The organism is Bacillus safensis FO-36b, assembly GCF_000691165.1.
Lineage (GTDB): Bacteria > Bacillota > Bacilli > Bacillales > Bacillaceae > Bacillus > Bacillus safensis.
Window position 1 is genome coordinate 655,258 of sequence record NZ_ASJD01000001.1, and the last position, 24,583, is coordinate 679,840.

Consider the following 24,583-nt stretch of genomic DNA (forward strand, 5'->3'; position numbering starts at 1 on the left):
AGTTTATACTAATACTATTTTTATTGATCATTCAAGCAATTATATTGATTTGAATGTTTCTATAATACATATTCGGCTGGCAATCATCATGCTTAAGACACATATTCGCCCAGTCGTTTTAACTAAGCTGTGTAGGTTTGGACCAAGGAGGTTATCGAAATGACAGAGGAAATGAATCAAATCGATGTTCAGGTACCAGAGGTTGGAGATGTAGTGAAAGGAATTGTTTCTAAAGTTGAGGACAAGCATGTTAATGTAGATATCGTCAATGTGAAACAACCTGGTATCATCCCAATCAGTGAATTATCAAGTCTTCACGTTGAAAAAGCATCAGATGTCGTGAAAGATGGCGACGAATTAGAGCTTAAAGTAACAAAGGTCGAAGACGATGCTTTGATTTTATCTAAACGTGCTGTTGATGCAGACCGCGCTTGGGAAGACCTAGAGAAAAAGTTTGAAACAAAAGAAGTATTTGAAGCTGAAGTAAAAGACGTTGTAAAAGGTGGCCTTGTCGTTGACATTGGTGTGCGCGGATTTATTCCTGCATCTCTTGTAGAAGCACACTATGTAGAAGACTTCACAGATTACAAAGGGAAAACACTCTCACTTGTCGTGGTAGAACTTGACCGCGAAAAAAATCGCGTAATTCTCTCGCACCGTGCAGTCGTTGAGCAAGAGCAATTAGACAAAAAGCAAGACTTCCTGCAAAAGCTTGAAGTAGGCAGTGTGATTGATGGTAAAGTGCAGCGGCTTACTGATTTTGGTGCATTTGTTGACATTGGCGGCATTGACGGATTAGTTCACATTTCTCAACTATCCCATGCGCATGTAGAAAAGCCATCTGACGTAGTAGAAGAAGGACAGGAAGTCAAGGTCAAAGTACTTGCTGTTGATCGTGATAACGAACGTATCTCACTATCTATTAAAGAAACATTACCAGGACCTTGGAGCCAAATTGGTGAAAAGGTAAAACAAGGTGATGTGCTTGAAGGAACCGTTCAACGTCTTGTGAGCTTTGGTGCATTTGTTGAAATTCTGCCAGGTGTAGAAGGACTTGTGCATATTTCCCAAATCTCTCATAAACATATCGGCACGCCGCAAGAAGTCCTTGAAGAAGGGCAGACTGTGAAAGTGAAAGTGCTTGATGTGAATGAAGACGAAGAGCGCATTTCACTAAGCATCCGTGATTTAGAAGAAAATCCTGAAAAACAAATCGAAGAGGATTATCGTCAATATCAGGCGAAAGAAGAAAACACAAGCGGATTCCAGCTTGGTGACCTGATCGGCGATAAACTCAATAAACTAAAATAATTTGGTGATCAAAATTGACGCGAGCAGAAAGAAAGAAGCAGCATATTGAGCATGCGTTGTCCACTGGCCAGCATGCAGCAACAGGTTTAGATGATGTTTCCTTCGTTCACGCCAGTTTACCAGATCTTGCGACATCACAAATTGATACACAAACGACAATTGGCGGACTGACTTTCGGTTCGCCAATTTTTATCAATGCAATGACTGGCGGAGGCGGAGAATCCACCTATGAGATCAACCGCTCTTTATCGATCGCAGCGAAGGAGACCAATATCCCAGTAGCAGTTGGATCACAAATGGCTGCACTGAAAGATAAAGAAGAAAGAAGAACATATGAAGTCGTTCGTAAAGTCAATCCGGATGGAATTGTATTTGCGAATTTAGGCAGTGAAGCGACAATGAAGCAAGCTCAAGAAGCAGTCAACATGCTCGAGGCAAATATGCTCCAAATTCATCTGAATGTCATCCAAGAGATTGTCATGCCTGAAGGCGATCGCGATTTCAGAGGGGCGCTTGAGCGGATTGCAGCGATCGTTGAATCTGTTGGTGTGCCTGTTGTTGTAAAAGAAGTCGGGTTTGGCATGAGCAAGGAGACGGCAGGAAAGTTGTTCCATGCTGGGGTTGCAGCCGTTGATGTAGGCGGATTTGGTGGAACGAACTTCTCCAAGATTGAAAATCTCCGACGCCAAAAAGCACTTCGTTATTTTGATCAATGGGGAATTCCAACTGCAGCGAGTCTTGCTGAAGTACATACAGCCTTTCAGAATCAAACGATTTTAGCCTCCGGAGGTATTCAAGATGCTCTTGATGTAACCAAATCAATGGCTCTTGGCGCATCTGCTGCTGGTCTAGCTGGATTTTTCTTGAAATCATTGACCAGTGGAGGAGAAAGCGGCCTCATCGCAAATATCATGGAACTTCAAGAAGATATCAAGATGATGATGACAGTGCTTGGCGTGAAGACGATTGAAGAACTGAGACAGGCTCAAGTTGTGATCTCAGGGGAAACAAGTCATTGGCTCAAAGAAAGAGGCGTTGACACAACGTACTATAGTCAGAGAGGCATGTGATATCACATGCCTCAGCGCGTAGACAAACCCTCGCATTCGGTGTCAGTCCTGCGTGCCGGTGCTCGCGAATGCCAAATTCGTTCCGCCCCGGTACTCGCCCTTCCTAGGGCTGCAAAGGTTTTCTATCACGCTGAAAAGAAGACAAAGATCCAAAATAAAGAACATTTTAGCCCTTTGTCAATAAAAAAGGCATGTGATTATCACATGCCTTTTTTTATTGATTTCTTTTTCGAGCGCTTTCTGGACCTTCTAATGCTGTTGCACCTTTATGATGAATGGATTGATCGCGGTCAGATTCCACTCTTTTTGACGCCTTTAAACGTTTTTCCTGTCTATCTTTTCCCATCATGTATCCCTCCTCAGGTTATTAGGGTGTCACCACTTGTTTATTTCATACAGAGCCGGTAACGATCCGTATGTTTAAAAATTGGAGATTTTCCCATAATGTAATTGAGGTGATGAGGCGTTGGAGGCGTTGTACTATAATTGGTCTATATGGTTCGTTTGGATTATGGTGACATTTATCATGGAAAAAAGTTTGTGGCGCAGCGTGCTGGGCATCTGTGTACTTGTCCATATTATATTCAGTCATATCATGATATCCGTTTTAGATATGAGCATCAATGCGGGATTCTTGATGACTTTTTTATATGCATGTGCTGCTTTCGTCATATATAGGCCTAGTTACCGAATGATGAGAATCATGCAATTGGGCTCGATGGTGAGCGCGTATGCCTTTTTTATGATGTTTGCATTATATGACCCTGTTTGGTTCACGATAATAAAGGTGGATTGGGTCGTATTTGCCCTGCTGATCTTAATGTGTATGACATATGGACAGCCGTTAACGGAAAGAATCACCTTATGGATGATGTCAGTATGTCTCGGCGAAGCCCTTTATGCGCTGACGATTCACCGCCTCACATCATCAATTGTCCTAGGGGATCTCTCTTTTCTTTCCTTCGTTGTACAAGGAGCGGTCTTCCTATTAGGTGTCGATCAGCTTGAAAAGCTCTTAAACGCCCGTTCATCAAGAAAATCAGTAAAAGGGGCTGCAAAATCAACATGACAGATTATACGTTTCCTGTGATTATTGGTGTCATCTTTGGGATGGCGGCCAGACTTTACATGTTAAGAACGGATTACCGGCAATACCCGACGTATATTCATGGACAAGTGATTCACATTGCACTTGGTTTTATTGCGTCAGGATTAGGTGCGATCATTATGCCTGCACTAATTCAGGAGGAATTTACAGCGATTACCTTTCTCACTTTGGCAGCCACACAATTTCGAGATGTCCGAAATATGGAAAGGAATACGTTAACCCAAATGGATTCGTATGAGCTTGTCTCACGAGGCAGTACATATATAGAAGGCATTGCCATTGCCTTTGAAAGTCGAAATTATATTGCCATTCTCACTGCACTTATTACAACGACAGCCTGTATTTTCTTCTCGCTTGTTGTTGGAACAGTAGTCGGTATTCTTTGTTTTTTCATGGCAAAGCTATTAATGTCAGGCAGTCAATTAAAGGATATCGTCAGCATTCAAAAAGGGGAACTTCGCTTTGATGGGGCAGGGCTTTATGTGAATGATATATACATTATGAATATCGGGCTGCCTGAAAAGCAAAAACTCATTTTAGAGCATGGGATGGGCTTTATTTTGACGCCGAAAAATTTCAACTCTGCTACAACGATTGCCAACCTTGGACAGCGGCAAGCCATTTTATTTGATTTATCGAACGTGCTTGGCGTGTACCGCGATTCTGGTGAACCATCGCTCTGTCCGCTCGCAAAACGTGATTTGAATACCGGTACACTTGGTGTGTTCATTTTACCGCAATGGCAGCGTGAAGATTTGGCTGTCCGTGTATTAGAAGAGGTGCCTATTTTAGAAAATGCCATAAGAATGCCGACAGATTTCATTAAAAAGAAAGTGAGGTAATAGGGCATGGCGAACACCATTGAACAATTTATATTGGCTGTGGCAACAACTAATAAAGAGCGGGTCATTGGCGGAACAGCGGTTTTTTTCTGTGAAAATAAAGAAGAGCTCGACATGTATGCCATGAATTTAGAGGCCATTTTAGATGGAATTGCACACGGCATTGGAGAAGATCTTTACTTGATTGTCAAACATTTTTAAGTTATTCATTGTGGTCTGATTAAAAATTGATATAATATATAAGTTGAACCCTTCATGTTTGAAGGGTTTATTTCATAAATCTGAATGAAAATTATAAATCCCGGTTGAAACATGATGATGAACATATTGAATCGCGGCTGGATTGAAAGGAAGGGTACTATGGGTAAACCTGTCGTAGCCATTGTTGGAAGGCCCAACGTTGGAAAATCTACAATTTTTAATCGAATCGCAGGCGAAAGAATATCGATTGTAGAAGACACACCTGGTGTAACAAGAGATCGAATCTATAGCTCTGCTGAATGGTTAAATTATGACTTTAATTTAATAGATACTGGTGGAATTGATATTGGAGATGAGCCATTCTTGGCGCAAATTCGCCATCAGGCAGAAATCGCAATGGATGAAGCGGATGTCATTATCTTTATGGTGAATGGTCGAGATGGCGTGACATCTGCGGATGAAGAAGTCGCAAAAATTTTATATCGTACGAAAAAGCCAGTTGTACTTGCTGTCAATAAACTGGACAACCCTGAAATGAGAAGCGATGTGTATGACTTTTATGCACTCGGATTTGGCGAGCCGTTTCCGATTTCTGGAACGCACGGATTAGGTCTTGGTGATCTGCTTGATGCAGTGGCAGAACACTTTAAGAACTTACCGGATACGCAATATGCTGAAGAAGTTGTTCAGTTTTGCTTAATTGGCCGCCCGAATGTAGGGAAATCTTCTTTAGTGAATGCGATGCTCGGAGAAGACCGCGTCATTGTCAGCAACATTGCTGGTACAACAAGAGATGCTGTCGATACGATGTTTACGTACAATCAGCGTGACTTTGTCATTGTCGATACAGCAGGTATGAGGAAAAAAGGGAAAGTATATGAAACAACAGAGAAATACAGTGTACTTCGTGCATTAAAAGCCATTGACCGCTCTGATGTTGTCGCTGTTGTACTTGACGGCGAGGAAGGCATTATTGAGCAGGATAAACGAATTGCGGGCTATGCACACGAAGCTGGTAAAGCTGTTGTCATCATTGTGAACAAATGGGATGCTGTTGAAAAAGATGAGCGCACGATGAAGGAATTTGAGCAAAACATCCGCGAACATTTTCAATTCCTTGATTATGCACCTGTCTTGTTTATGTCAGCTCTTACGAAAAAGAGAATTCATACATTAATGCCGTCCATTATCACAGCAAGCGAAAACCATGCAATGCGCGTTCAAACCAATATTTTAAATGATATCATCATGGATGCGGTGGCGATGAATCCAACGCCGACCCATAACGGACAGCGCCTAAAGATTTACTATGCAACACAGGTGGCCATTAAGCCTCCGTCCTTCGTTGTGTTTGTCAACGATCCAGAGCTTATGCACTTTTCTTATGAGCGTTTCCTAGAAAACCGCATTCGAGATGCATTTGGTTTTGAAGGAACACCAATTAAAATATTTGCGAGAGCGAGAAAATAAAAAGGGTGAGCAGGATGAAGAAAATTTCAGTACTTGGAGCAGGCAGCTGGGGAACAGCACTTGCGCTTGTATTAGCTGATAATCATCATGATGTACACATGTGGGGACATAGACAAGAGCTCATTGATCAAATCAATGAGAAACATGAAAATCATGATTACTTGCCAAATGTCGAACTGCCAGCGTCTATTCAGGCGACAACCGATATGAAGCAGGCTTTAGAGGGGACAGAGGCGGTTATTGTCGCTGTGCCAACAAAGGCCATTCGTGAGGTATTGAAGCAGGCAAATGAGCTGATCTCATCGAAGGTGCCATTTGTCCATGTCAGTAAGGGAATTGAACCAGATACACTTCTTAGAATTTCTCAAATGATTGAACAAGAAGTCCCATCTGAGAAAAGAGAGGCTGTCGTTGTCCTATCAGGACCGAGTCATGCAGAAGAAGTAGGTCTGCGTCATCCGACAACTGTCACTGTCTCGTCAGAAAACATTGAAGCAGCTCAATTTGTTCAAGATTTGTTCATGAACAATCATTTTAGAGTGTACACAAACCCTGATGTGATTGGGGTGGAAATTGGCGGCGCATTGAAAAATATCATTGCTCTTGCGGCTGGTATCACAGACGGACTTGGATATGGTGACAATGCAAAAGCGGCGCTTATCACTAGAGGACTCGCTGAAATCGCACGTCTTGGCACAAAAATGGGAGGGAATCCCCTTACATTTGCCGGATTAACAGGCGTTGGTGATTTGATCGTGACATGTACAAGTGTTCATTCGCGTAACTGGCGCTGCGGGAATTTACTCGGTAAAGGATACAAGCTCGAAGAAGTGCTTGAAAAAATGGGCATGGTTGTCGAAGGCGTCCGCACAACAAAAGGCGCTTATCAGCTCTCCAAAGAATACAAGGTCAGCATGCCGATTACAGAGGCTCTTTACGGCGTCCTGTTTGAAGGGAAAAAGGTTGACGATGCTGTAGAATCATTGATGGCACGTGTGAAAACACATGAGATGGAAGACCTTGTGAACATGTTTGAAAACCAAACAAAATAAAAGGAAAGACTGAACTTAGGCATGTAGAGGATGCAAGAAGGGGAAGACTTGCATAACATAGCAATGAAGTTTGAATAGAGCTTTGCCTCTACAGAATGAGGAAAATAGTCGATCCAATGACTGAAGCAGAGTCCCCCTCTTTGCTTCAGTTTTTTTATGCGCTTTTTTCTGAATGATTGGAAAAATGATTGATATTTACCTTATTTTTGGTTTAAAATGAAATATAAACGCTTACAATTCGTTCGTTTTGAAGGGGGACAGGCACGATGAGTTTTGCTTTAATCAAGATGTGGTTTGCGCTTGGTTCAATGGGGCTCATGTTTTTAGCCGTAGTAACCATTTATTTCAGCAGGTTTAAGCTGAAAAGCAAATTTCTTAAAATAACGGCCTCGACCGTTGCGTACAGCTTGATGCTGATATCAGGTATCATTGTGTTTTTAGTTGTCTTTAGCGGACCGGTCAATGAATAAAGAAAAAGGAAGAATGTGATGATCAAAGCAAAAGTCAGTGTCATGCTGTTAGCACTTATTTTATTAACAGGATGTCTGTATCCAGAAAATCGCAAAGCTGAGAACCGGGTGCCATACGAAGAGCAGCTGCAAAGTGTACAGACAGCGATTGAGGAATTTCAAAAAGCAACAAATGGTCTTCTGCCTATAGAAACGAAAGAAGCAGACACGCCGGTTTATCAGAAATATGTCATCGACTTTAAGCGCTTGTCACCAAGATATTTACACGATGTACCGTCTACATCTTATGAAGGCGGGGGCGAATATATTTATGTCCTCACAGACGTCGAAAAGAAACCCACTGTGAAACTGCTTGATGTCAAAATGACGCAGACCATCAATGAATTACGGCTTAGAATCAAGGTGTATCAAGATGAACATACATATCCGCCATACGGCAAAGTCGTATCAGCCAATTTATATACGTTAAATGAAAAAAAACTAGGATTAAAATCGCCGCCTGCGGTGATAAGTCCTGTGACAGGGAATTCCCTCCCATTACTGATTTCATCAAACGGTGACATCTATGTGGACTACCGCAGTGATTTTGCTCATATTTTGAAGAATGCGAAGCAAAAGCTGAAACCAGGTGAAAACATTCAAGATGTATATTGGCAGGAAACCCCGTTTGTACCCGCGTTTTCTGTCCCATATACCATCAACAAAAAAGGTGAGCCTGCCTTTTTAGAAAAAAAGACGTCATAAACAAGAATGAACCTTTTTCCTCTGCATATAAATGAGGAGAAAGGTTTTTTTATGGCTAAACATACTCTCAAAACAAAAAGGTGTCATATTCAAATAGGACAACGTCATACACATATATTGTCCAGACACCTTTCAAGCACAGTTTGATTGAAGAATAGAGTATTTCATTTGAAAACGAGGATAGCAAGTCCGGGAGGGGATCACTTGGAAAAAGTCGATATTTTCAAGGATATCGCTGAACGAACAGGAGGCGATATATATTTAGGAGTCGTTGGCGCTGTTCGTACAGGGAAATCTACGTTTATTAAAAAGTTTATGGAGCTCGTGGTGCTCCCGAATATCAATAATGAGGCAGATCGTGCAAGAGCACAGGATGAATTGCCGCAAAGCGCAGCAGGAAAAACCATTATGACCACAGAGCCTAAATTTGTACCGAATCAAGCCGCATCAATTCACGTGAGTGACGGTCTTGATGTCAACATCAGGCTTGTCGATTGTGTGGGATACACTGTCCCTGGTGCGCGCGGGTATGAAGATGAAAATGGCCCAAGAATGATCAATACGCCGTGGTATGAAGAGCCAATTCCGTTTCATGAAGCAGCGGAAATTGGTACACGCAAGGTCATTCAAGAGCATTCAACAATAGGTGTAGTGATTACAACAGATGGTTCCATTGGAGAAATTCCAAGACATGATTATATTGAATCTGAAGAACGTGTGATTGATGAACTCAAAGAGGTTGGAAAGCCGTTTATTATGGTCATCAACTCTGTGAGGCCATATCATCCTGAAACAGAAGCGCTCCGGCAGGAACTTAGCCAAAAGTATGATATTCCAGTACTCGCCATGAGCGTAGAGAGTATGAGAGAGCAAGACGTACTCAGCGTTCTTCGTGAAGCATTATATGAATTCCCAGTCCTAGAGGTGAATGTGAACCTGCCAAGCTGGGTGATGGTGCTAAAAGAAGATCACTGGCTGAGAGAAAGCTATCAGGATTCAGTAAAGGAAACTGTAAAGGATATTAAAAGATTAAGAGATGTCGACCGTGTCGTTGGTCAATTCAGTGAATTTGATTTTATCGAAAGAGCGGGTTTAGCAGGAATTGAAATGGGTCAGGGGATTGCAGAGATTGACCTGTATGCGCCAGATGATCTATATGATCATATTTTAAAAGAAGTGGTTGGTGTAGAAATTAGAGGAAAAGACCATCTTCTAGAGCTGATGCAAGATTTTGCTCATGCTAAGACAGAATATGATCAAGTATCAGACGCATTGAAAATGGTGAAGCAGACTGGTTACGGGATTGCAGCGCCAGCGTTGTCCGATATGAGTTTAGATGAGCCAGAAATCATTAGGCAGGGATCAAGATTCGGTGTGAGATTAAAAGCGGTCGCTCCATCTATTCATATGATCAAAGTAGATGTAGAGAGTGAATTTGCACCGATTATCGGAACAGAAAAACAAAGTGAAGAGCTCGTCCGCTACTTAATGCAAGATTTTGAAGATGATCCGCTTTCGATTTGGAATTCAGATATATTTGGCCGCTCCCTCAGCTCCCTTGTCAGAGAAGGCATTCAAGCGAAGCTGTCTCTTATGCCGGAAAACGCAAGATATAAGCTGAAGGAAACGCTTGAAAGAATCATTAACGAAGGATCAGGCGGTTTGATCGCGATTATTTTATAGCAAGTGAGACCTCTCATTGATGGGGTCTTTTTTTTGCGTGTAGAATGAGTCATAAAAAGACAATTGTATAAAGATTAGTCAGATTCAGGCTGAAATTAGGAATATTCGTTCGCAAAAGTGCCCTTAATCCTTGACGAATAAGGATTCTTCCCTTTAAAATGCTTGATATGGTATTTCATATGTGTTAATCTACTTACAGAAAATCTTCACTTTGTTGGACAAACATTCCTTCAAAGAGATGTTTTCTAATGAAAAGCCATGTATAACGCTTTCTAGACGCTCTTTTTTCTGAAAAAGGGTATAGAAAGAAGATGAATTGTGAAGAAATGATAACAATCTACTGAATGCATATTTTTGGGAGGAGGTGAAAGGCATGAACAAGACAGAACTTATTAACGCGGTTGCTGAAGCAAGCGAGTTATCTAAAAAAGACGCGACAAAAGCAGTTGATTCTGTTTTTGATACAATTTTAGATGCACTTAAAAATGGTGACAAAATCCAACTTATTGGTTTTGGTAACTTTGAAGTACGTGAGCGTTCAGCTCGTAAAGGACGTAACCCACAAACTGGTGCAGAGATCGAAATCCCTGCAAGCAAAGTACCTGCTTTCAAACCAGGTAAAGCACTTAAAGACGCGGTGGCAGGTAAATAATCGTTATGTGTAATGATCCTGTTGAAGGAGTTATACATATACAGTTTCACACTGGTCTAGAAAAGCCCCTTTCATAAGGGGCTTTTCCTTTTGAATCAAAAGGTTCGTTTAGAACGCTCTCCTTTGCTTTTAGGATCTGAAGTGTGCTAGAATCTGAATGAAATGTAATCGCCTTTGGAGGATATAATACATGAGTGAAATAAATAAAGAATTAATCGAACACGCAGTACGCGATATATTAAAAGCAATCGGAGAAGATCCGGATCGTGAAGGACTTCTTGATACCCCAAAACGAGTTGCAAAAATGTATGAAGAAGTGTTCTCGGGATTAAATGAAGATCCAAAAGAACATTTTAAAACCATTTTTGGCGAAGACCACGAAGAACTCGTCCTTGTAAAAGATATTGCTTTCCATTCAATGTGTGAACACCACCTTGTGCCTTTCTACGGGAAAGCCCATGTCGCTTATATTCCGCGCGGAGGAAAAGTAACGGGACTTAGTAAGCTGGCAAGAGCTGTAGAAGCCGTGGCAAAACGCCCGCAGCTTCAGGAACGCATTACATCAACGATTGCAGATAGTATGGTGGAAACACTTAATCCGCATGGCGTGATGATTGTCGTTGAAGCAGAGCATATGTGTATGACGATGCGCGGAGTGAAAAAGCCAGGCGCTAAAACAGTGACCTCAGCCGTCCGCGGCACATTTGCAAATGATGCAGCCGCAAGAGCAGAAGTGCTTTCCTTTATTAAAAACGACTAATTCAATAGATGGAAGGTGAACAAAATGAGTGAAAATAAAGCATCTGATTTTGTGGTGATTAAAGCCATTGATAATGGTGTAAACGTCATCGGCCTAACAAGAGGCTCTGATACAAGATTTCACCATTCCGAGAAACTCGATAAAGGTGAAGTGATCATTGCACAATTTACTGAGCATACGTCAGCGATCAAAGTAAGAGGCGATGCTGTCATTCAAACAAGCTTCGGCGAAATTCAAAGCGAAGCAAAGAAATAAAGAACTTGTAGCACTTGATAGCATAAAAGTGAGAGCTGATATGGTATAATAAATCTCTATACAATGTGCAGGTCTACATATGAAACTGTAATTTTTGGGACAAGGGTGATATCTTTGCAAGACATCTACGGAATTTTATCTAATCTAAATATAAAATTAAATAAAAAGCTTTCTCATCCTTATTTGGCGAAGCATTTACGCGCACCACTCATCGATGAAGATAAGCTCCTTCTTTTTCATGCAATGTTTGAAGAAGCTCAAATTGATGCAGAGAAAAAAGAAAATTATATTTTAACGGCGATGCTTGTGCAAATTGCCCTTGATACCCATGACGAAGTCACAACTGCTGCAGCCATCAAGCAAGACGAATTCAAAAATCGTCAGCTGACCATCCTGGCAGGAGACTATTTCAGCGGTCTCTATTACTCTCTTCTCTCTGACATGAAAGACATTTATATGATCCGCACGCTCGCTACGGCGATCAAAGAGATCAATGAACATAAAATTAGACTGTATGACCGGTCCATTCAAGATGCAGCGCACTTTTACAAAAGTGTAGCTACAGTTGAATCTGCGCTTTTCCAAAGGATTTCTGAGCACTTTCAATTAACGCATTGGAATGAGATTGCAAGTCGTTTTCTTGTTTATAAACGCTTCATGAAACAAGCAGAAAATGACAAACATTTAAAACTTTTTTTGAACGATCGTTATACGGACGCCTATTCATGTTTTGACAATTTTGAGAATGAAGGCTATGAAAAGGCCAAACGACCGATCAAGGAGCATCTTGTGTCATCTCCGGTCGTTCAAAAAGAGCTATTAAATCGCTTGGATCATATAAAAAATGAGCCTGCGTACCATCAGAAAGTGGAAGAAGGGTAAGTCATGCAGCAATCAAAAGAACAGCGAGTACACGGTGTATTTGAAAAAATTTATAAAAACTACGATCAAATGAACTCTGTCATCAGCTTTAAACAGCATAAGAAATGGCGCGATAAAACAATGAAGCTCATGAATGTGCAAAAAGGCTCTAAAGCATTAGATGTATGCTGCGGGACAGCCGATTGGACAATTGCGCTTGCAGATGCTGTTGGAGAAAAAGGCGAGGTCAAAGGCCTTGATTTCAGTAAAAACATGCTGAGTGTTGGAGAAACGAAGGTGAAGACTGGGGGCTACAATCAGATTGAATTGCTTCACGGCAATGCGATGGAGCTTCCTTTTGAAGACAACTCATTTGATTATGTCACCATCGGTTTTGGACTTAGAAACGTTCCTGATTATTTAACGGTGCTAAAGGAAATGACAAGAGTAGTGAAGCCTGGCGGAATGGTTGTCTGTCTTGAGACATCACAGCCTGAGATGATCGGTTTTAAACAGGGCTACTACATCTATTTCAAATACATTATGCCGCTCTTTGGTAAACTGTTTGCCAAAAGTTATCAGGAGTATTCATGGCTTCAAGAATCAGCCAAAACGTTCCCTGGCATGAAAGAGCTGGCGGCTCTGTTCGAGGAGGCCGGGTTGTCTGATGTCTCGTATCATCCATTTACAGGCGGTGTAGCAGCAACACATATCGGAAAGAAGCTTTGAATAAACGATATTTGGGTGAAGATAATGAAACTAAAAGCAATGATCTCTTTTTTAAATCATGATATCGATATAATTGAAAAAGAGCTTGAACAAACCGTTCGCTCTGATTATGCATTGTTAAGTGAAGCAGGTCTTCATTTGCTGCAAGCGGGCGGAAAACGAATCCGCCCCGTTTTTGTTCTCCTTTCAGGCATGTTTGGTGACTATGACATTAATAAAATTAAATATGTTGCCGTTGCCCTCGAGCTGATTCATATGGCATCACTTGTTCACGATGATGTCATTGATGATGCAGAGCTGAGAAGAGGCAAACCAACGATAAAGGCAAAATGGGATAACAGAATTGCCATGTACACAGGGGATTATATGTTTGCGAGATCACTTGAATACATGACAAAAATCAATCACCCAATGGCACATGAAATTTTGTCAAAAATGGTTGTTGAGCTTTGTCTTGGTGAGATAGAGCAAGTGAAAGATAAATATAATATGGATCAAAACCTCCGTACATATTTAAGAAGAATCAAACGAAAAACAGCCTTGCTCATTGCAGGCAGCTGTCAATTAGGCGCCATTGCAGCAGGAACAGATGAAAAAACACATAAAGCCCTCTATTGGTTTGGATACTATGTCGGCATGTCCTATCAAATCATTGATGATGTCCTTGATTTCACATCAACTGAAGAAGAGCTGGGCAAGCCTGTCGGAGGAGACCTTTTACAAGGGAATGTCACACTCCCAGTCTTATATGCACTGAAAAATCCGACACTAGAAGGCCAATTGAAGCTGATCAATAGTGAAACGACGGAGAAGCAGCTGGAGCCTGTCATTGAAAGCCTTAAACAAACAGATGCGATCGACCGCTCGATTCGAGTAAGTGAAATGTATTTGAAAAAAGCTTTTGAACAGCTCGACAAACTTCCTCGAGGACGAGCGAGAACGTCACTTGCCTCCATTGCAAAATATATTGGGAAACGAAAATTCTAATCAACGTGATGTTGATTGGTTTTTTTGTGAAATTTTTTGTCAAAAATTGATTATTATAAAAAAAAATGATACGATCACTTTGTAACAATGTAAGCCTATACATACATAACGACGGGGTGGAAAACGTATATGGACAAAACATTTCTTATGGTCAAACCTGATGGTGTGGAAAGACAATTAATCGGTGACATTGTGTCAAGATTCGAAAAAAAGGGGCTTCAGCTTGTTGGTGCAAAACTAATGAGTATTCCAAAGGAAGTAGCAGAAACACATTACGGAGAGCATAAAGAAAAACCATTTTTCGGGGAATTGGTTGACTTTATTACGTCAGGACCTGTATTTGCAATGGTATGGCAAGGTGAACAGGTAGTAGACGTAACAAGACAGATTATCGGCAAAACAAATCCAAAGGAAGCGCTTCCAGGAACAATAAGAGGAGACTATGGATTGACTGTTGGGAAAAACATTATCCATGGGTCTGACTCACCAGAAAGTGCTGAAAGAGAAATTAACTTATTCTTCAAACAAGAAGAACTCACAAGCTGGGATCAAACCATCTCAAGCTGGATTTATTAAGATTCAAGCCAAGGTGTTCATCAAATGGGCACTTTGGCTTTTTTTATATTGAACTTTCTGCACGAAATTTCGCATGAGAAGATACAAATTTTCGATAAAAACAGCTATACTAGGACAAAGATAGATGAGACAGGAGAGGACATTGATGGATCCATATCAAGTATTTGTTGGAAAATGGAAAAAACTAACCGGGGTTGATCTGAATTTATATAAAGAAGCACAAATGAAACGGAGATTAACATCACTTTATGATAAAAAAGGATATAAAAATTTTGAAGCATTCGCGGCCGCGCTTGAAAAGGACAGAGCATTATTAGATGAGACGATGGACCGCATGACGATAAATGTGTCAGAATTTTACCGAAACTATCAGCGCTGGGAAGTACTTGATCAAAAAATTCTGCCGCTGCTTTCGAAAAATGGCGGCACCTTAAAAATTTGGAGTGCAGCATGTTCGACAGGAGAGGAGCCATATACACTCTCCATGCTGCTGTCAAGCCATCCTCTTGTGAAAGACTTCCAAATTATTGCAACTGATATTGATGATAAAGTTCTGCAGTCAGCTCAAAAAGGCAGATATCATGAACGCTCTCTGCAAGAGGTGCCAGATCATATCAAGCAAAAATATTTCACAAAAGAAGATTCTTCATTTTACACTGTGAAGGATGAGGTTCGAAAGCATATTCAATTTAAGAAGCACAACCTTTTAGCAGATCCATATGAAAAACAGCTTGACCTCATCGTCTGCCGAAATGTACTGATTTACTTTACTGAAGAGGCAAAAGAAGAAATTTACTTAAAAATGAGCAGCAGTTTAAAACAAAATGGCGTATTATTTGTTGGTTCTACAGAGCAAATTTTTCACCCAGAAAAGTTTGGACTGACATCTGCTGATACTTTCTTTTATCAAAAGAAGGGTATGTAGCTGACTTTTTAGTAGCAAGTGTGTTATTATATTTTTACTTAAAAGCGTTAATGCGATGAAGGGAGATTGAGTCATGAGGTACTTAACAGCAGGTGAATCACATGGTCCACAACTGACCACAATTATTGAAGGAGTTCCAGCGGGACTTTACATAGAGCAGGATGACATCAATTATGAATTGGCTAGAAGACAAAAAGGTCATGGCCGCGGAAGAAGAATGCAGATTGAAAAAGACCAGGCGAAAGTGTTAAGTGGTGTTCGCCACGGAAGAACATTAGGTTCCCCAATCGCACTTGTTGTTGAAAACAACGACTGGAAGCACTGGACAAAGGTGATGGGGGCAGAGCCGATCACAGAAGAAGAAGAAAGTGAAATGAAGCGTCAAATCTCTCGTCCAAGACCAGGTCATGCGGATTTAAATGGTGCGATTAAATATGGACACCGTGATATGAGAAACGTTTTAGAGCGCTCATCAGCCCGCGAGACAACTGTTCGCGTAGCAGCGGGCGCAGTTGCCAAACAAATCTTGGCGCATCTAGGGATTAAAGTAGCTGGCCATGTTCTCGAAATTGGCGGAGTGAAAGCAGCTCATACAGCATATGAGTCTATTGAAGATTTGCAGAAGGTAACAGAAGAATCACCTGTTCGCTGCTATGACAGTGAAGCAGGTCAGAAAATGATGGATGCAATTGATGAAGCGAAGAAAAACGGCGATTCAATTGGCGGAATTGTTGAAGTCATCGTTGAAGGGATGCCGGTTGGGGTTGGCAGCTATGTTCATTACGACCGTAAATTGGACAGCAAGCTTGCGGGCGCTGTACTTAGTATCAACGCTTTTAAAGGGGTTGAATTCGGTATTGGCTTCGAGGCAGCCTCTAAAAACGGCAGTGAGGTCCATGATGAAATCATCTGGGATGAAGAAAAGGGCTATACGAGAAAAACAAATCGCCTAGGTGGTCTTGAAGGCGGAATGTCAACCGGTATGCCAATTGTCGTAAGAGGGGTTATGAAACCAATCCCAACGCTTTATAAGCCGCTTCAAAGCGTTGACATTGAAACAAAAGAACCTTTCTCTGCAAGTATTGAACGATCTGACAGCTGTGCTGTTCCTGCTGCAAGTGTTGTTGCAGAAGCAGTCGTTGCATGGGAAATTGCCAATGCAGTTGTGGAGCAGTTTGGCCTTGACCAAATCGACCGCATTAAAGAAAATGTTGAGAAAATGCGCCAGCTTCAGAGGGAATTTTAATGAAAACACTGGAAGTTAAGACGTCTTCAGCCACTTATCCTGTATTTATCGGTGATGGGATTAAACGCAATATCGTCGACTTGATAACTTCCACTGGGCATTCCTATACGAAGCTCTTAATCGTCACAGATGCAGCTGTTGATGCCATTTATGGGGATGAGATGGTTCGCTTACTTCAGCAGAAGTGGCCTGTGAACAAAGTGGTTGTGCCAAGCGGAGAGCAGTCAAAATCCTTTGCCGAATTTGAGCATATTCATACGAAAGCCATTCAATTTCAGCTTGATCGTTCCTCCTGCATCATTGCGCTGGGAGGAGGCGTGATTGGAGATTTGGCTGGCTTTGCTGCTGCCACTTATATGAGAGGCATTGATTTTATCCAAGTGCCGACGACGCTGCTGGCACATGATAGTGCAGTTGGCGGGAAAACAGGGATCAACCATCCGCTCGGTAAAAATTTAATCGGTGCGTTTCATCAGCCGAAAGCTGTGATCTATGATACTAGTATGCTTGAGACCCTCTCTCAAATTGAACGAAGATCAGGCTTTGCAGAAGTCATCAAACATGCACTGATTTCAAGTGAAGAATTTTTATCAGAACTCATGTCCATTCGTTCTTTGACGGATTTATCAAAAAGCGAGCTGGCACATATGCTGTATCAAGGCATTCAAGTCAAAGCGTCAATCGTTCAAGAAGATGAAAAAGAACAAGGTGTGCGTGCATTTTTGAATTTAGGCCATACACTAGGGCATGCCATTGAAGCAGAGTATGGATATGGCGCCATCACGCACGGAGATGCCATTGCAATCGGCATGCAGTTTGCGCTGTATGTGAGCGAAAAGCAGCTGGGGCTCAGCCTTAATCGTTTGGAACTAAAAGAGTGGATGAAAGAGCTCGGTTTCCCGGTCAAAGTCACAAAAGATATTTCCACGAAAACATTTGTTGACCGGATGATTGGTGATAAAAAAGCAAGAGGCGGCAGTGTTCAATTTGTTTTATTAAAACAGGTTGGAGACGTCACCTTACAGTCTTTCACAAAAGATGAGCTGCACTACTGGCTCGAAGAATGGAAACGGGAGGAGGGATGTCTATGATGTTTCGCGGGATACGTGGGGCTACAACTGTGATAGAAGATACAGAAACAGAAGTGTTAAATAAAACGAAACAGCTGCTAGAAGCGATCATTTCAAGAAACCAAGTAGATCCAGAACGTGTCGTGCAGATCTTGATTTCAGCTACACAAGATATTCACTCCGTTTTTCCGGCAAAAGCACTTCGTCAATTTGAAGGATGGACATATGTACCGGTTACTTGTATGCAGGAACTGGACATTGATGGCGGTTTAAAGCAATGTATTCGTGTCTTAATGACTGTCCAGACAGATACAAAGCAGGAAGACATACAGCATGTATACTTGGAAGAAGCTGTGACGCTTCGCCCTGATTTACAGTTGACAAAAAACAAGGAATTATAATACGATATGAACAGCCGAAGTTTACACACAGGTGTAAACGGCATTGCAAGCTTAGAGAAGATGAGAATGAGACTAGGGTAGTTGAGATGAGTAGAGTTGAGCAGAGATACGATACTTCTATTTAATCATACTGCCTAAAAGAGTAACCCTCTTTTAGGCTTATTTTGTATACTCATACAAACCCTCTATATGTCCCCTCATTCTCCTTAATCCCATTTAAGGAGTGTGCTTATGAATTCCCAATCAAACCTGACCCAATTTTTAAAGGATAGTGAGTCCTACAAAACGATCCCAATTGTTGAAACCATTACAGTCGATACGCTCTCACCGATTCAAATTGTTGAAAAGCTCAAACAAGATATTGTGTATTTGCTAGAAAGCAAAGATGAGTCTTCCAGCTGGTCGAGATATTCCTTCATTGGATTGCATCCGTTTTTAACCTTACATGATGACCAAAACAAATACGTTGCACGTGACGCTGCGGGGCAGGAAGTCATGCAAAAGCAAGAGCTGAAAAAACTGCTGGATTGGATGAAAGAGCAATATCAAATCAAAACGCCAGCTATTGATATCCCATTTACAGGCGGGGCTGTTGGGTACTTAAGCTACGATCTAATCCCAAACATTGAACCTTCTGTCAGGCCTCACCGCAGCGCATCGACGACAGAAAATTGCACATTATTTGTCTGCCAAACGATGATTGCTTTTGATCATGAAACAAATCATGTTCATTTTATCCAGTACACCCAGCTAACCGGACATGAAACAGAAGACGAAAAAATACGCGCTTACAAAGAAAATCAAAAACAGCTTGAACAGATGATTCACAAGCTTCATTCAAAGGTTGATATGAAAGAACTGATTTTATCAGGGAATATGAATGAGCCGCCGTCCTTTGAACATGTGACGTCAACCTATGAAAAAGCGCAATTTCTAAAAGATGTTGAAAAAATAAAAGAATACATTCGAGCGGGTGACATTTTTCAAGGCGTACTCTCGCAGCGCTTTGATATCCCTGTGTCAGTGAGTTCCTTTGAATTATACCGCGTGCTTCGGATTGTGAATCCATCTCCTTATATGTATTTTATGAAATTAAAAGATCGTGATTTAGTCGGCAGCTCGCCAGAACGATTAATCCATGCCAAAAACGGGCATTTAGAAATTCATCCTATTGCTGGCACAAGAAAACGAGGAAGAACGATAGAAGAGGATGCTGAGCTAGCAAAAGAGCTGCTTGAAGATGAAAAGGAAAAAGCCGAGCATTACATGTTAGTGGATCTTGCCAGAAACGATGTTGGCCGTGTGGCAGAATACGGCAGTGTATCCGTACCTACCTTTACAAAAGTAGTGAATTTTTCACATGTCATGCACATCATCTCCATTGTGACAGGAAAGCTAAAGCGGGATACACATCCAGTCGATGCGCTCATGTCCGCATTCCCTGCAGGCACATTAACAGGTGCCCCGAAAATAAGAGCGATGCAATTATTAAATGAAATGGAGCCTGAGCCAAGAGAAACGTATGGCGGCTGTATTGCCTATATTGGATTCGACGGCAATATCGACTCCTGTATTACCATTCGTACGATGAGCGTCAAAAATCAGACCGCTTCTATACAAGCAGGCGCCGGCATTGTGGCTGATTCTGTCCCAGAAAATGAATGGGAAGAGACTTGTAACAAGGCAGGAGCACTTTTGAAAGCCATTCAGCTTGCGGAACATATTTTCTCAGAAAAGGAGAGTGTGCAGGATGAATCACCGACTATCAGCTCTTGTTAATGGAGGCTTTCTATCAGAAAATGAAGCAAATAAACTCATGCATGATATGATGAGCGGCTTTTTAACAGATGCTGAAGTCGCTGCTAGTCTCTCGATTTTAGCGCATAGAGGAGAAACCGCTGAAGAAATGACGGGTTTTGTGAAAGCCATGCGGCAAAATGCAGCACCAATGGAACGATCGCTTGATGTTGTTGACACTTGCGGCACAGGAGGCGATGGACTCTCCACCTTTAATATATCAACTGCCGCCGCCATTGTCGCTTCCGCTGCTGGAGCCAAAATCGCCAAACACGGAAATCGATCAGTTTCTTCTAAAAGCGGGAGTGCCGATGTACTTGAGTGTCTTGGGATTCATATTCAATCCACACCAGAAGAAACAAGAAGACAAATACAAGAGAAAAACATGGGATTTTTATTTGCCCCATTGTATCATTCATCTATGAAACAAGTAGCCGCAGTCCGCAAGCAGCTCGGCTTCCGGACGGTATTTAATCTATTAGGCCCGCTTTGCCACCCAATGCAAGCCAAAAAGCAAATCATCGGCGTTTACTCAAAGGAAAAGGCGAAATTAATGGCAAAAGCCCTTGCACCGTTAGAGCCAGAACATGTGCTGTTTGTTTGCGGAGAAGATGGGCTGGATGAATTAACGATTACAGCAAATTCATATGTGATTGAACTCAAAAAAGATGTCATGACAGAATATACACTCAATCCAGAAGACTTTGGGCTGCAAAAAGGATATTTATCAGATATTCAGGTCCAATCACCGGAAGAGAGTGCTAAATTGATTCAGAATATATTGAATCATCAAACAGGAGGGGCGCCGCTTCATATTACAGCCCTGAATGCTGGAGCGGCTTTATATGTCGCAGGAAAGTCAGAAAGCCTCATGGCCGGAACATTAAAAGCGATTGAAACAATTAAAAATGGTGCAGCCAAAGAACAATTGGCTCGTTTAAAACAAAAAACGAAGGAGGAAGAGATCTATGCTTAATCAAATCATTGCTCGCAAAAAAGAACATATCCAAACATTGCAGTTACCAGAGGATGAACACTTTGAAAGACGATCATTTAAAAAAGCACTCATGAATCCTCATCGCTCAATTGGTCTCATTGCGGAGGTGAAAAAGGCGTCTCCTTCCAAAGGAATCATTCAACCGAATTTTGATCCTTTACAAACAGCAAAAGCTTACGAAAAATCAAACGCTGATTGCTTATCTGTTTTAACGGATGAACCGTTCTTTCAAGGAAAAAACGAATACTTATCCCTCATTAAAAAACACGTAGATCGTCCAATTTTAAGAAAAGATTTCATCATTGATTCCATACAGGTAGAAGAGTCAAGACGTATAGGGGCAGATGCCATTTTATTAATTGGAGAAGTTCTTGAGCCGCAAAAGCTGCACGAGCTTTATGCTGAAGCGAAAGAGAAAGGCCTAGATGTCCTTGTCGAAGTACATGCAGCAGATACACTGGAAAATATTTTGAAGTTGTTTACCCCTGAAATCATTGGAGTGAACAACCGGAATTTAAATACATTTACAACAACAGTTGAACAAACAAAAGAGATCGCACCCCTCGTTCCAAACGATGTCTTACTAGTGAGTGAGAGCGGTATTCAAACATTTGATGATCTGACCTTTGTGAAGGAACATGGAGCGGGTGCAGTTCTTGTAGGAGAATCATTAATGAGAGAACAATCACAAGAAAAAGCCGTTCAAACATTGTTTGGAGAATGAACAGGATGAAGCCTTACTTAAAATATTGCGGAGCAGTATCACAAGGCGATGTGGAATGTATTGCGCAATCTCACGCAGATGCCATTGGATTTATTTTTGCTCCAAGTAAAAGACAAGTCCAGCCAGCTCAAGTGAAACAATGGCTCATTCAAACAAAGTGTGAGAAAAAAATTACCGGTGTATTTGTAAATGAAAAGATCGAAAAAGTATGTGACATCACAAAACATATACCTTTAGATATCGTACAGCTTCATGGAGATGAAACGAAGGATGACGCAAAAGAAATCAAACAACAAACAGGGGCTGTCGTTTGGAAAGTGTTTCACCACGAATCCAATATCACAAACACGCTGGAAAAAATGACGGCATTTGCACCTGTTGTCGATGGCTTTCTCATTGATGCGAAAGTAAAAGGGATGAGAGGCGGCTCTGGAACAGCTTTTGCTTGGGAGGCGGTGCCTGCATACGTTAAGCATGCAAAACGGCTTGAGAAAACTTGCATAATTGCAGGCGGTATCACACCAGAAACGGTAGCAGAGCTCCTTGCCTATGGTCCAGAAGCGATCGATCTTTCAAGCGGAATAGAAGAAAACGGGAAGAAAAGCAGCGCTAAGATCGAAGCGCTCGAAGAAAGGATGTTAAATGATGTACGCATATCCAAATGAGATTGGCAGATACGGAGAATTCGGAGGGAAATTTGTCCCGGAAACGCTCATGCAGCCACTTGCAGAAATCGAGCAGGCATTTCGTGAATTAAAAGAGGACCCTGCTTTTCAAGCAGAATATGTATCACTACTTCGAAACTATTCAGGCAGACCAACTGCGCTTACATATGCTGAACAATTATCAGCATACCTCGGCGGCGCAAAGATCTATTTAAAAAGAGAAGATTTAAACCACACGGGTGCTCATAAAATTAACAATGCGCTTGGTCAGGCCCTGCTTGCGAAAAAAATGGGGAAATCAAACATCATCGCGGAAACAGGCGCGGGCCAGCACGGAGTAGCTGCTGCAACGGTGGCCGCAAAGTTCGGGTTATCCTGCACGGTATTTATGGGAAAAGAAGATGTGGAAAGACAATCACTCAATGTCTTTCGGATGAAGCTGCTTGGCGCTGAAGTCATACCTGTCACAAGCGGGAATGGCACACTAAAAGATGCAACCAACGAAGCTATCCGCTATTGGGTTCAGCACTGCAGTGATCATTTTTACATGATTGGCTCCGTTGTAGGCCCTCATCCGTATCCTCAAATCGTCAGTGAGTTCCAGCGGATGATTGGTGATGAAGCAAAAGAGCAGCTGCTTGAAAAAGAAGGAAGGCTTCCTCATAAAGTCATTGCCTGTGTTGGCGGCGGAAGTAATGCCATTGGAATGTACCGGGCATTTTTAGATGAAGAGGTAGATATCATTGGTGTAGAGGCAGCTGGAAAAGGAATCGATACGCCGCTCCATGCTGCAACCATCACGAAAGGAACCAAAGGTGTGATCCACGGGTCTTTGACATACTTAATCCAAGACGAATTTGGCCAAATTATTGAGCCATATTCGATTTCCGCTGGTTTAGATTATCCGGGAATTGGACCAGAGCACGCATATTTACATGCGAGCGGGCGGGTTCAATATGTGAGTGCGACAGATCAAGAAGCACTAGATGCCCTAAAACTGCTGACTGAAAAAGAAGGAATTCTGCCAGCAATTGAAACTGCACATGCGTTAGCCAAGGCGTTTGAGGTAAGCAAGACGATGAATGAAGATGAAATTGTTCTTGTCTGCCTGTCAGGAAGAGGCGATAAGGATGTGCATACATTAATGAACGTGCTTGAAAGTGAGGGAAAAACAAAATGATCACGTTTCAATTAGAGCAAGGCGAAAAATTATTTATCCCATTTATCACAGCGGGAGATCCGTCAGAAGTCATTACGATTGATTTAGCTGTCTCCCTTCAAGCAGCCGGTGCACATGCGATTGAACTCGGTGTTCCTTATTCCGATCCATTAGCAGACGGTCCTGTCATTCAAAGAGCCTCCAAAAGAGCTCTAAATCATGGCATGAATATCGTAAAAGCGATAGAATTAGCAGGGAAGATGAAAAAAAACGGAGTAAAAATTCCTGTAATTCTATTTACGTATTATAATCCTGTGTTACAATTAGACACAGAATACTTTTTCGCTTTACTGCGCAAAAATCATATTTCGGGACTCTTAACACCCGACTTGCCGTTTGAAGAGAGCAGCGAGCTGCAAAAGAACTGTCAAACACATGGCATTTCATATATTTCACTCGTTGCACCAACAAGCAAGGAACGATTAGTAAACATTGTAGAGCAGGCAGAAGGTTTTGTGTATTGTGTTTCATCTCTTGGTGTAACAGGTGTCAGGCAATCCTTTGACGCGTCAATTACAGATTTTATTCAACAAGTGAAACAGCTGAGTCACATACCGGTTGCTGTCGGTTTTGGCATCTCAACAAGAGAGCAGGTAGACTCAATGAATAAACTGAGTGACGGTGTTGTTGTCGGAAGTGCACTTGTGAAAAAAATTGAAGAGCTTCAAGAACAATTGCTGGCAAGTGATACACGTCAAGAGGCTTTAAGAGAATTTGAAACATATGCAAAAACATTTAGTCCCCTCTATTCATTCAAATGAGGTGAAA

At 41.7% G+C, this 24,583-nt stretch carries 28 protein-coding genes; 27 read left to right on the forward strand and 1 reads right to left on the reverse strand.

From position 1 onward, the window contains the following. Positions 1-159 precede the first annotated feature (159 nt). Positions 160-1,311, forward strand: a complete 1,152-nt coding sequence (gene rpsA / locus BA81_RS03420; RefSeq protein ID WP_024422818.1) for a 30S ribosomal protein S1 — start codon at positions 160-162, stop codon at positions 1,309-1,311. 14 nt (positions 1,312-1,325) lie between these two features. Beyond that, the gene (gene fni / locus BA81_RS03425; RefSeq protein WP_034280413.1) at positions 1,326-2,381 is read left to right on the forward strand and encodes a type 2 isopentenyl-diphosphate Delta-isomerase; all 1,056 of its coding nucleotides are present in this window, start codon (positions 1,326-1,328) and stop codon (positions 2,379-2,381) included. Between the two features lie 214 nt (positions 2,382-2,595). Here fni and BA81_RS19095 read toward each other — a convergent pair whose 3' ends face one another. Then, positions 2,596-2,727, reverse strand: coding sequence for a YpzI family protein (locus BA81_RS19095; protein ID WP_064497540.1), 132 nt, complete (start codon positions 2,725-2,727; stop codon positions 2,596-2,598). A 129-nt stretch (positions 2,728-2,856) separates the two neighbouring features. Here BA81_RS19095 and BA81_RS03430 point away from each other — a divergent pair, with 129 nt between their 5' ends. From BA81_RS03430 to trpA, 25 genes are all read left to right on the forward strand, one after another. Next, positions 2,857-3,450, forward strand: coding sequence for a YphA family membrane protein (locus BA81_RS03430; protein ID WP_428829230.1), 594 nt, complete (start codon positions 2,857-2,859; stop codon positions 3,448-3,450). Then, positions 3,447-4,331, forward strand: a complete 885-nt coding sequence (locus BA81_RS03435) for a YIEGIA family protein (RefSeq protein WP_024422816.1) — start codon at positions 3,447-3,449, stop codon at positions 4,329-4,331. Before BA81_RS03430 ends, BA81_RS03435 begins: the two co-directional genes overlap by 4 nt. A gap of 6 nt (positions 4,332-4,337) precedes the next feature. Further along, complete coding sequence (locus tag BA81_RS03440; RefSeq protein WP_008344527.1) at positions 4,338-4,532, forward strand: capping complex subunit for YIEGIA; 195 nt, start codon at positions 4,338-4,340, stop codon at positions 4,530-4,532. A 159-nt stretch (positions 4,533-4,691) separates the two neighbouring features. Continuing rightward, positions 4,692-6,002 (forward strand): ribosome biogenesis GTPase Der, encoded by a 1,311-nt coding sequence (gene der / locus BA81_RS03445; protein ID WP_034280419.1) that lies wholly within the window; start codon positions 4,692-4,694, stop codon positions 6,000-6,002. 14 nt (positions 6,003-6,016) lie between these two features. Continuing rightward, positions 6,017-7,054: an NAD(P)H-dependent glycerol-3-phosphate dehydrogenase gene (locus BA81_RS03450; protein ID WP_024428086.1), complete on the forward strand. Its 1,038-nt coding sequence runs from the start codon at positions 6,017-6,019 to the stop codon at positions 7,052-7,054. A gap of 266 nt (positions 7,055-7,320) precedes the next feature. Next, positions 7,321-7,524, forward strand: coding sequence for a DUF2768 domain-containing protein (locus BA81_RS03455; RefSeq protein ID WP_034280421.1), 204 nt, complete (start codon positions 7,321-7,323; stop codon positions 7,522-7,524). 18 nt (positions 7,525-7,542) lie between these two features. Next, positions 7,543-8,268, forward strand: coding sequence for a hypothetical protein (locus BA81_RS03460; RefSeq protein WP_034280423.1), 726 nt, complete (start codon positions 7,543-7,545; stop codon positions 8,266-8,268). A 204-nt stretch (positions 8,269-8,472) separates the two neighbouring features. Next, on the forward strand, positions 8,473-9,951 hold the full coding sequence (spoIVA, locus tag BA81_RS03465) for a stage IV sporulation protein A (RefSeq protein ID WP_008344534.1): 1,479 nt from the start codon (positions 8,473-8,475) through the stop codon (positions 9,949-9,951). Positions 9,952-10,324: 373 nt separating this feature from the next. Next, entirely contained in the window at positions 10,325-10,603 is a 279-nt protein-coding gene (hbs, locus tag BA81_RS03470) for a non-specific DNA-binding protein Hbs (protein WP_003215863.1), read from the forward strand. A gap of 190 nt (positions 10,604-10,793) precedes the next feature. Further along, complete coding sequence (gene folE, locus BA81_RS03475; RefSeq protein ID WP_003215789.1) at positions 10,794-11,363, forward strand: GTP cyclohydrolase I FolE; 570 nt, start codon at positions 10,794-10,796, stop codon at positions 11,361-11,363. 24 nt (positions 11,364-11,387) lie between these two features. Further along, a complete protein-coding gene (mtrB, locus tag BA81_RS03480; protein WP_008344541.1) occupies positions 11,388-11,618 on the forward strand; it encodes a trp RNA-binding attenuation protein MtrB in 231 nt (76 codons plus the stop codon). A gap of 114 nt (positions 11,619-11,732) precedes the next feature. After that, a complete protein-coding gene (locus BA81_RS03485) occupies positions 11,733-12,500 on the forward strand; it encodes a heptaprenyl diphosphate synthase component 1 (RefSeq protein ID WP_034280424.1) in 768 nt (255 codons plus the stop codon). Positions 12,501-12,503: 3 nt separating this feature from the next. Beyond that, the gene (locus BA81_RS03490; RefSeq protein WP_034280425.1) at positions 12,504-13,208 is read left to right on the forward strand and encodes a demethylmenaquinone methyltransferase; all 705 of its coding nucleotides are present in this window, start codon (positions 12,504-12,506) and stop codon (positions 13,206-13,208) included. A 24-nt stretch (positions 13,209-13,232) separates the two neighbouring features. Beyond that, positions 13,233-14,195: a heptaprenyl diphosphate synthase component II gene (gene hepT / locus BA81_RS03495; RefSeq protein ID WP_024422809.1), complete on the forward strand. Its 963-nt coding sequence runs from the start codon at positions 13,233-13,235 to the stop codon at positions 14,193-14,195. 129 nt (positions 14,196-14,324) lie between these two features. After that, on the forward strand, positions 14,325-14,771 hold the full coding sequence (ndk, locus tag BA81_RS03500; RefSeq protein WP_024422808.1) for a nucleoside-diphosphate kinase: 447 nt from the start codon (positions 14,325-14,327) through the stop codon (positions 14,769-14,771). A gap of 145 nt (positions 14,772-14,916) precedes the next feature. Then, positions 14,917-15,696 carry a CheR family methyltransferase gene (locus BA81_RS03505; protein WP_034280426.1) on the forward strand — a complete coding sequence of 260 codons (780 nt, stop codon included), beginning with the start codon at positions 14,917-14,919 and terminating at the stop codon, positions 15,694-15,696. A 73-nt stretch (positions 15,697-15,769) separates the two neighbouring features. Continuing rightward, entirely contained in the window at positions 15,770-16,942 is a 1,173-nt protein-coding gene (gene aroC, locus BA81_RS03510) for a chorismate synthase (protein ID WP_024422806.1), read from the forward strand. Further along, on the forward strand, positions 16,942-18,033 hold the full coding sequence (gene aroB, locus BA81_RS03515) for a 3-dehydroquinate synthase (RefSeq protein WP_034280427.1): 1,092 nt from the start codon (positions 16,942-16,944) through the stop codon (positions 18,031-18,033). The genes aroC and aroB overlap by 1 nt, the downstream gene beginning before the upstream one ends. Beyond that, positions 18,030-18,413 carry a chorismate mutase gene (gene aroH / locus BA81_RS03520; RefSeq protein WP_024422804.1) on the forward strand — a complete coding sequence of 128 codons (384 nt, stop codon included), beginning with the start codon at positions 18,030-18,032 and terminating at the stop codon, positions 18,411-18,413. Before aroB ends, aroH begins: the two co-directional genes overlap by 4 nt. Before the next feature lie 231 nt (positions 18,414-18,644). Then, the gene (gene trpE, locus BA81_RS03525) at positions 18,645-20,192 is read left to right on the forward strand and encodes an anthranilate synthase component I (RefSeq protein WP_034280428.1); all 1,548 of its coding nucleotides are present in this window, start codon (positions 18,645-18,647) and stop codon (positions 20,190-20,192) included. Continuing rightward, the gene (trpD, locus tag BA81_RS03530; protein ID WP_034280429.1) at positions 20,164-21,186 is read left to right on the forward strand and encodes an anthranilate phosphoribosyltransferase; all 1,023 of its coding nucleotides are present in this window, start codon (positions 20,164-20,166) and stop codon (positions 21,184-21,186) included. The genes trpE and trpD overlap by 29 nt, the downstream gene beginning before the upstream one ends. Further along, complete coding sequence (gene trpC, locus BA81_RS03535; RefSeq protein ID WP_034280430.1) at positions 21,179-21,931, forward strand: indole-3-glycerol phosphate synthase TrpC; 753 nt, start codon at positions 21,179-21,181, stop codon at positions 21,929-21,931. Before trpD ends, trpC begins: the two co-directional genes overlap by 8 nt. Beyond that, on the forward strand, positions 21,928-22,596 hold the full coding sequence (locus BA81_RS03540) for a phosphoribosylanthranilate isomerase (RefSeq protein ID WP_034280431.1): 669 nt from the start codon (positions 21,928-21,930) through the stop codon (positions 22,594-22,596). The genes trpC and BA81_RS03540 overlap by 4 nt, the downstream gene beginning before the upstream one ends. Continuing rightward, positions 22,577-23,776 (forward strand): tryptophan synthase subunit beta, encoded by a 1,200-nt coding sequence (gene trpB, locus BA81_RS03545; protein WP_034280432.1) that lies wholly within the window; start codon positions 22,577-22,579, stop codon positions 23,774-23,776. The genes BA81_RS03540 and trpB overlap by 20 nt, the downstream gene beginning before the upstream one ends. Then, positions 23,773-24,576, forward strand: a complete 804-nt coding sequence (gene trpA / locus BA81_RS03550; protein ID WP_034280433.1) for a tryptophan synthase subunit alpha — start codon at positions 23,773-23,775, stop codon at positions 24,574-24,576. Before trpB ends, trpA begins: the two co-directional genes overlap by 4 nt. The last annotated feature ends 7 nt before the right edge of the window (positions 24,577-24,583 follow it).